Raw genomic sequence first — 7949 nt, 5'->3', positions numbered from 1 at the left:
GCCCCCCCCCCCCCCCCCCCCCCCCCCCCCCCCCCCCCCCCCCGCCCCCCCCCCCCCCCCCCCCCCCCCCCCCCCCCCCCCCCCCCCCCCCCCCCCCCCCCCCCGACTGGATGGATGGTGGGTGGCTACTTGATCTCGAGCAGCACGGTGCCCTGGGTGACGGCTGCGCCCGCCTCGATGGCGAGGCCGGTCACGACACCGTCCTTGTGCGCGGTCACCGGGTTCTCCATCTTCATCGCCTCAAGCACCACGACGAGGTCGCCTGCGGAGACCTCCTGGCCCTCCTCGACGGCGATCTTGACGACGGTGCCCTGCATGGGCGCGGCAACCGAGTCGCCGGACGCGGCAGCACCGGCACCCTTGCTGCGAGTGCGCGGCTTCGGCTTCTTGCGGACAACGCCATTGCTCGACGACCCTCCGCCGAGAGCGAGGTCGCCGGGCAGTGAGACCTCGACGCGGCGGCCACCGACCTCGACGACCACGTTCTGGCGCGGCGCCGAATCGTCCTCTTCGATGGCTGCGCCACCGGTGTAGGGCTCGATCGGGTTGTCCCAGTCGGTCTCGATCCACTTGGTGTAGACGTCGAACGTCTCGACGCCGTTCTCATCGGTGTGGCCGACGAACGCGGGGTTGGTGACGATGTGACGGTCGAAGGGGAGGACCGTTGCGAGTCCCTCGACCTCGAACTCGTCGAGGGCGCGGCGCGCACGCTCGAGTGCCTGCTCGCGGTTCTCGCCGGTGACGATGAGCTTGGCGAGCATCGAATCGAACTGTCCGCCGATGACGTCGCCCTGCTCGACGCCGGAGTCGACGCGCACACCGGGACCCGATGGCTCCTTGTAGACCGTGATCGGGCCGGGGGCGGGCAGGAAGTTGCGGCCGGGGTCTTCGCCGTTGATCCGGAACTCGATGGAGTGTCCGCGCGGTGCGGGGTCTTCGGAGAACTCGAGCTTCTCGCCGTTGGCGATTCGGAACTGCTGGCGGACGAGGTCGATGCCCGACGTCTCCTCGGTGACCGGGTGCTCGACCTGCAGGCGGGTGTTGACCTCGAGGAACGAGACCAGGCCGTCGTTGCCGACGAGGAATTCGACGGTGCCCGCACCGTAGTAACCGGCCTCGCGGCAGATGGCCTTCGCCGACGAGTGGATGCGGTTGCGCTGTTCGTCGGTGAGGAACGGTGCGGGTGCCTCCTCGACGAGCTTCTGGAAACGACGCTGCAGCGAGCAGTCGCGGGTACCGGCGACGATCACGTTGCCGTGCTGATCGGCGATGACCTGCGCCTCGACGTGGCGCGCTTTGTCGAGGTAGCGCTCGACGAAGCATTCGCCGCGACCGAACGCGGAGATGGCCTCACGGGTGGCCGACTCGAACAGCTCGGGGATCTCCGCAATGGTGTAGGCCACCTTCATGCCGCGGCCACCGCCGCCGAACGCCGCCTTGATCGCGACCGGCACGCCGTACTCCTCGGCGAATGCGACGACCTCGTCGGCGTTCTTGACCGGGTCCTTGGTGCCCGGAGCCATCGGGGCGTCGGCCTTCAGTGCGATGTGGCGCGCGGTGACCTTGTCGCCGAGGTCGCGGATCGACTGCGGTGACGGTCCGATCCAGATGAGACCGGCGTCGAGCACTGCCTGGGCGAAATCGGCGTTCTCGGACAGGAACCCGTAGCCGGGGTGGATGGCGTTGGCGCCCGACTTCGCGGCGGCGTCGAGGATCTTGTCGAAGACCAGGTACGACTCTGCGGAGGTCTGACCGCCGAGGGCGAAGGCCTCGTCGGCGAGCTTCACGAACTTGGCGTTCGCGTCGGGTTCCGCGTAGACCGCGACGCTGGGGATTCCGGCGTCGCGCGCGGCGCGGATGACGCGGACCGCGATCTCTCCTCGATTGGCGATCAGGACCTTGTTGATCGTCGAGTTGGAGCTGATCGTGGAGTTGGGCGCTTGTTCACTGGGCACTTGCTTGATCTCCTGGGCCTGGCTCTGTGCTGAGCTGTCTTCACGGGGTGCTGCCGCCGGTGTGCGACGTCCCCCTCGTCTCACCACTCGTTGTTGATCGTGCGGCTTCGTCGTACCGGTGTCACGCCTGGGCGGTGTTGTCACGTGGACTGTGCTCTCACCTGGAGGGTGTCATCTGGGCGACGTCAACCACTCGAGTCTATCGGGTGGGTTCCGCGGTTCACCCTAGCCCACCGAGCAATCGTTCGGTTGCGGTCGGGGTCACACCGTGGAACCGAATGTGCTTGCGTCACCGACGGACCGGACGAACTCGGCGAAATCATGCAGGTAGGCGTGCACCGGACCCTCCTCGCGCGCGATCTCACCCGGAGCGGTACGTGCTTCGGGGTCGGCGATCAGCGTGGGGCCGACGACCTCGCCGACATGGCTTTCTTGGGGGAATCGTGCCGAGAAGCGCATACCCGACGGTGTGCGGTTGATCCAGATGAAGACCTCGTTGCGGGCGTAACTGTGGCTTCTGATCACGGTGGCGCGGCCACTGTCGGCCTCGGCGGCGCCGGGAGCGTAGCGCGTGTCGATGAACGAGATGACGAACTGCGGTTCACCCCGATAGCCGATGAGATCCGCAACACGCAGGAATGGCAGTGATGCGCCCTGACGTGCGCGTTTGAGCTCGTCGGTTGCGCGGGCCACCGCTTGGTCGAAGGTGGGCGAATCCGACATGTCCAGGCAGAACGGGGCGACGGCGACGAACCAACCAAGCGCGGTGAGCCACCGCTGCTCGTTTCGTGTGTGCCGCGGCAGGACGCAGCGGAACTCCCGATCACCGGTGCGGCGATGATGGACGATCGCGAACGCGGCGAGTATCCCCGCGGTCAGAGTGCCGCCGGCCTCCGAGCACACCGCCGTGAAGCGGTTCGCCGAGTCGTCGTCGACGATCACACCCGACAGCGACTCCTGCGGGACGTCGACAGCGGGATCGGGCGGCTCGTCGACGGCGGTGTTCGCCGCCGGTGTCTGGAACGCAGGCATGTCGCCTGCGCCTGTCTTCAGAAACGACGTCCAGGTGGACACGCTGGGATGGTCGGCTCCGGTTTGGTCGGCGAGTCGACGCTCCTGTGCGCTGAAGTCGACGTAGCTACCGACCTCGGGCAGTGCGGGGTCGGTGCGGTCGCGTGCGGCTCGATAGAGCGTGATCAGTTCGTGCTGGGCCATGATCAGCGAGTAGCCGTCGACCAACGAGTGGTCGGCGGCGAACAGCAGCGTGAACGACGATTCGCGGCCGACGGTGGCGAACATGTAGGCGGGCCATTGCATCGGGGCGGTCGCGCGGTCGAAGGCGCCCGCGATCTGTTCGAGGAGCGGACCGGACTCGGAGTACCACCCGATTCGGCCCATCTTGAGTCGGACGGTGCCCGGCGGCGTGCTCAACCGGTGCAGGCCGTCGGCCTTGATGATGACGTGGCTGCGCAGTACCTCGTGGCGATCGATCCACTGCGACAGCGCGGCACGGATAGCGGGAATCGAGAGCGGTTCGTCGAAGTGGATCGACAGTCCGAGCCATGACTCGCGACCGCCCTCCTTGCGGGTGCGCACGCGGTAGTCGAACGCGTCGCGCAGATGCTGCTCGTGGTTGTGCGACGTCAGCCGTGTGTCGTCGAGCCAGCCTCCGAGTCCGCCGGGAACAGAAGGAACCCACTCGACGAGACCGCCCGGTTCGATCGGCTCCTCGAGGATCTGGATGAACTTCACTGATGACCGGTCTGACTGCGTACCTGGCTCTTCACCCTGCCGAGCATCCCGGCCATACCGCGAAGACGCAGTGGACTGACCGCGGCGTCGAGTCCGAGGTCGTGGTAGAAATCGCCGGGCACCGCGAGGATCGCGTCGGCGGATTCGCCGTCGAGGCCCTGGGCGAGGATGGACGCGAAACCGCGGGTCGTCGGGGCCTCCGGCGGGGCGCTGAAATAGAGCCTCACGGCGTCGGCGTCGGCGGCGTCGACCGATAAGAACACCGGCGATTGGCACTCCGGTACCGGTTCCATCGCCTCGGTCGCGAGGTCGTCGGGGAGTGCGGGGAGTTCGCCCGCGAACTCGAGGAGGAGTGTCACCTTGTCCGAATCGCCAAGTGCGGCAAAGTCGTCGACGATCTCGGCAAGGGATGCGGGGAGTGTGCCCATCGGTATTCCTACGCGGGTGCGTCGCCGGGTTCTTCGCCGACCGCGATGGGGACGCGCACGGCGTTACCCCACTCGGTCCACGACCCGTCGTAATTGCGCACGTGTGTGAATCCGAGGAGATGGGTCAGCACGAACCAGGTGTGGCTCGACCGCTCGCCGATGCGGCAGTACGCGATGGTCGGGGTTGCGGGGTCGAGGTCGCCGTAGATCTCGTCGAGTTCGGCACGTGAACGGAATCGGCTGTCGGCGCGTGCGGCCTTGGCCCACGGGATAGAGATCGCCGTCGGGATGTGACCACCGCGCAGCGCACCCTCTTCGGGGTAGTCGGGCATGTGGGTGCGTTCGCCGGTGTACTCCTGCGGCGAGCGCACGTCGACCAGCGGCTCGGTGCCGAGCGAGTCGCGTACATCTGCCTCGAAGGCGCGGATCAGCGAGTCGTCGCGCTCGACGACGGGGTAGTCCGACCGCGGGTACTCGGGGACGTCGAAGGAGGTGTCGCGATCCTCCGATATCCATGCGTCGCGACCGCCGTCGAGTAGGCGAACGTCCTCGTGACCGAACAACGTGAAGACCCACAGTGCGTACGCGGCCCACCAGTTGCTCTTGTCGCCGTAGATGACGATGGTGTCGTCGCGTTCGATTCCCTTGCTGCGCATCAACTCTGCGAACTGCTCGCCGTCGATGTAGTCGCGCACCACCTGATCGTTGAGGTGAAGGTGCCAGTCGACCTTCTGTGCGGTCGGGATGTGACCGATGTCGTAGAGCAGGACGTCTTCGTCGGACTCGATGATCTTGAGACCCTTGGCCCCCAGATGCGCGGACAGCCACTGCGTGGTGACCAGACGCTCAGGGTGCGCGTAACCGGCGAAGGCCGGGTTCGGATCGGTTTCCACAGTCACGGTGAGATTCTCCAGCTCGGATCGGGCCACGGCGCGGGCGGCGCAGGACGGCGAAATTCAGCCTAGTCGACAACACTCCGTCCGCACGGTTGGGCGGGCGCGGTTCACCAGTCGTTTTGTGACGACCTAGACACGTTTGGGGCACTCGTGTCGGGGACGACTCGTGCCCGGATATCAGTCCGGCGCGGGTGCTAGGAAGACGCGTTGGGAGACCACAGGGCCGCGACCGGGATGTCCAGTCGGCGCAGAAGGTGACGGACGGTGGGCAGTCCTATGCCGATCACCGACGACGGGTCGCCCTCGATACCCGCGATGAACCACCCGCCACGGCCGTCGAGCGTGAACGCGCCCGCGACCTCGAGCGGTTCGCCCGTCGACACATACGCCTCGATCTCGTCGTCGTCGACGTCGGCGAACCGGACCACCGTCGACGCGGACTCCGCCGAACGTCCGACCACATCGAGTCCGCTGATGTGCGCCACGCAGTGGCCCGTCACGAGCTGGGCCTCGTCGCCGCGCACTCGCTTCCACTGCTCGATCGCCACCTGCGCAGAGTGTGGTTTACCCGTCAGCGTGCCTCGATACAGGAGCATCGAGTCGCACGTGAGCACCACGAGGTCGGGGAGGGTCTGCGCGTCGTCGGTGGCGGCGTGGTCGATGCGTTCGGCCAACAGGGTCGCGATCACCGAGTCGGCCTTCGCTTCGGCCAGTCGCGTCACGGCGTCGCCCGGATTCTCGGCAGCCATGGTTTCGAGGAGGTGGTCCTCGTCGACGTCGGCTACGACGACTCTCGGGTCGAGACCCGCATGACGCAGCACCGTCAGGCGCGCGGGCGACGCCGAGCCGAGGATCACCTCGTAGCGTCGACCGGCTCGGGTCGCGTCGGACTCCTCGCTGGACACGTCGGCGTTCCCGTCAGAAGCGCAGGAACGACGACGCCGAACCACACACAGGACGGAGGCGGTCGATCGGACGGCCCCAGTCGTTGCGCGGCTCCGCGCTGTGCGGTTCCGGAGCGCCACCGCCACCGGTGGCGAGCAGTGCCACCAGAACTGCGACGTCCTCGTCGGTCGGATTGCCCTTCACGACACGCAACACGGAGCGGGCCGATTGCTGCCCGGCTTCGGCGTCGGCAGGCGTGTTGTCGTCAGGTGAGCTCACAGCGGAATGTTCCCATGCTTCTTGGGTGGTACGTTGACGACCTTGCGCTCGAGGAGCTTGAGTGCGGTCGCGATCTGGCCGCGTGTGTGGCTCGGCGGGATGACCGCATCGACGTAGCCACGCTCGGCGGCGACGTAGGGGTTGACCAGCGTGTCCTCGTACTCCTCCTGCAGTTGGAGGCGCAGCGCGTCGACGTCCTCGCCGTTGGCCGCGGCCTCCTTGAGGCGCGCACGATAAACGAATCCGACGGCTCCCGATGCGCCCATCACGGCGATCTGAGCGGTCGGCCACGCAAGGTTGACGTCGGCACCCATGTGCTTGGAACCCATGACGTCATACGCACCGCCGTACGCCTTGCGGGTGATGACGGTGATCTTGCCGACGGTCGCCTCGCCGTAGGCGTAGAGCAGCTTGGCCCCACGACGGATGATGCCGTTGTATTCCTGGTCGGTGCCGGGGAGGAAGCCGGGAACGTCGACGAGGGTCACGATCGGGACGTTGAACGCGTCGCAGGTGCGCACGAAACGCGCGGCTTTCTCCGATGCGTTGATGTCGAGGCAGCCCGCGAACTGGGTCGGCTGGTTGGCGACGATGCCGACGCTGCGTCCGTCGACCCGGCCGAAGCCGACGAGGATGTTGGTCGCGTACTCGGCCTGCACCTCGAGGAACTCGTCGTCGTCGAGGATGCGCCGGATGACCTCGTGCATGTCGTACGGCTGGTTCGGTGAGTCGGGGATGAGCGTGTCGAGTTCGAGATCCTCATCGGTGAGGGTGTCCTCGATCGAACCGGCGGCGGGTTCGTCGACGGGCAGCCGCGGCGGATCTGCGCGGTTATTGCTCGGCAGGTAGGCGAGCAGGTCGCGGACGTACTCGAGTGCGTCCTCCTCGTCGGACGCCACGTAGTGGGCCACACCCGACTTGGTCATGTGGGTGTTGGCGCCGCCGAGCGCCTCCATCGTCACGTCCTCACCGGTGACCGTCTTGATGACGTCGGGACCGGTGATGAACATCTGGCTCTGCTGATCGACCATCACGACGAAGTCGGTCAGCGCGGGCGAGTAGACGTGGCCGCCGGCAGCAGGTCCCATGATCAGCGAGATCTGCGGGATCACGCCGGATGCGCGCACATTGCGGTAGAAGATGTCGGCGTAGAGACCGAGGGAGACCACGCCCTCCTGGATGCGGGCGCCCGCACCCTCGTTGATGCCGATCAGAGGGCGGCCGGTCTTGATCGCGAGGTCCATGACCTTGACGATCTTCTCGCCGTAGACCTCGCCGAGGCTGCCGCCGAAGACGGTGACATCCTGGCTGAAGACACAGACCTCGCGGCCGTCGATGGTGCCGTACCCGGTCACGACACCGTCGCCGACGGGGCGGCGTTCTGCGAGACCGAAGTTGGTGCTGCGATGACGGGCGAGCGCGTCGAGTTCGACGAACGACCCCTCGTCGAGAAGATGCGTGATGCGCTCGCGGGCGGTGAGTCTGCCCTTGTCGTGGATCTTCTCGATGGCGGCCTCACCGACCGGATGCAACGTCTCGTCGAGGCGCTCGCGCAGGTCGGCGAGTTTGCCTGCGGTGGTGTGGATGTCTGGAGCAGCGTCGGGCTGCTGCGGCGCAGAGGTCATAACAGCCGATGCTATCGAGCGCTCGGTAGCCCGCGTCAACCACCCCAATATGAGATCGTCCTCATCTTTCTCGTGATCGGTGCCACGTCGAGGTGTCGAAGTGTGCCACGACGACGCTGCTCGGGTGAC

General features: G+C 66.9%; 7 protein-coding genes. All 7 read right to left on the bottom strand.

Translation table 11 applies throughout. From position 1 onward, the window contains the following. Positions 1 to 125 precede the first annotated feature (125 nt). The 7 genes from A5777_RS02750 to A5777_RS02720 all read right to left on the bottom strand — a co-directional run bounded on the left by A5777_RS02750 (position 126) and on the right by A5777_RS02720 (position 7820). A complete protein-coding gene (locus tag A5777_RS02750; protein WP_005205819.1) occupies positions 126 to 1955 on the bottom strand; it encodes an acetyl/propionyl/methylcrotonyl-CoA carboxylase subunit alpha in 1830 nt (609 codons plus the stop codon). Between the two features lie 261 nt (positions 1956 to 2216). After that, on the bottom strand, positions 2217 to 3707 hold the full coding sequence (locus A5777_RS02745; protein WP_005205818.1) for a condensation domain-containing protein: 1491 nt from the start codon (positions 3705 to 3707) through the stop codon (positions 2217 to 2219). Then, positions 3704 to 4135 (bottom strand): SufE family protein, encoded by a 432-nt coding sequence (locus tag A5777_RS02740; RefSeq protein WP_005205817.1) that lies wholly within the window; start codon positions 4133 to 4135, stop codon positions 3704 to 3706. The genes A5777_RS02745 and A5777_RS02740 overlap by 4 nt, the downstream gene beginning before the upstream one ends. Before the next feature lie 8 nt (positions 4136 to 4143). After that, positions 4144 to 5034, bottom strand: coding sequence for a sulfurtransferase (locus tag A5777_RS02735; RefSeq protein WP_064861542.1), 891 nt, complete (start codon positions 5032 to 5034; stop codon positions 4144 to 4146). Between the two features lie 191 nt (positions 5035 to 5225). After that, positions 5226 to 5936: a Maf family protein gene (locus A5777_RS02730; protein ID WP_005205815.1), complete on the bottom strand. Its 711-nt coding sequence runs from the start codon at positions 5934 to 5936 to the stop codon at positions 5226 to 5228. A 13-nt stretch (positions 5937 to 5949) separates the two neighbouring features. Next, the gene (locus tag A5777_RS02725; protein ID WP_005205814.1) at positions 5950 to 6195 is read right to left on the bottom strand and encodes an acyl-CoA carboxylase subunit epsilon; all 246 of its coding nucleotides are present in this window, start codon (positions 6193 to 6195) and stop codon (positions 5950 to 5952) included. Beyond that, a complete protein-coding gene (locus A5777_RS02720) occupies positions 6192 to 7820 on the bottom strand; it encodes an acyl-CoA carboxylase subunit beta (RefSeq protein WP_005205813.1) in 1629 nt (542 codons plus the stop codon). The genes A5777_RS02725 and A5777_RS02720 overlap by 4 nt, the downstream gene beginning before the upstream one ends. Positions 7821 to 7949 lie beyond the last annotated feature (129 nt).

Origin of the sequence: Gordonia sp. 852002-10350_SCH5691597 (assembly GCF_001665715.1) — a bacterium.
In the GTDB taxonomy this organism is placed as follows: Bacteria; Actinomycetota; Actinomycetes; order Mycobacteriales; family Mycobacteriaceae; genus Gordonia; species Gordonia sputi.
Note: the sequence above shows the minus strand (reverse complement) of the source record. Positions and strands in the feature narration are given on the sequence as shown.

What these genes read in the sequence shown, in the direction of transcription:
- A5777_RS02720 (WP_005205813.1), bottom strand. Translation starts at nt 7,820, where the DNA reads ATGACCTCTGCGCCGCAGCAGCCCGACGCTGCTCCAGACATCCACACC.
- A5777_RS02740 (WP_005205817.1), bottom strand. Translation starts at nt 4,135, where the DNA reads ATGGGCACACTCCCCGCATCCCTTGCCGAGATCGTCGACGACTTTGCC.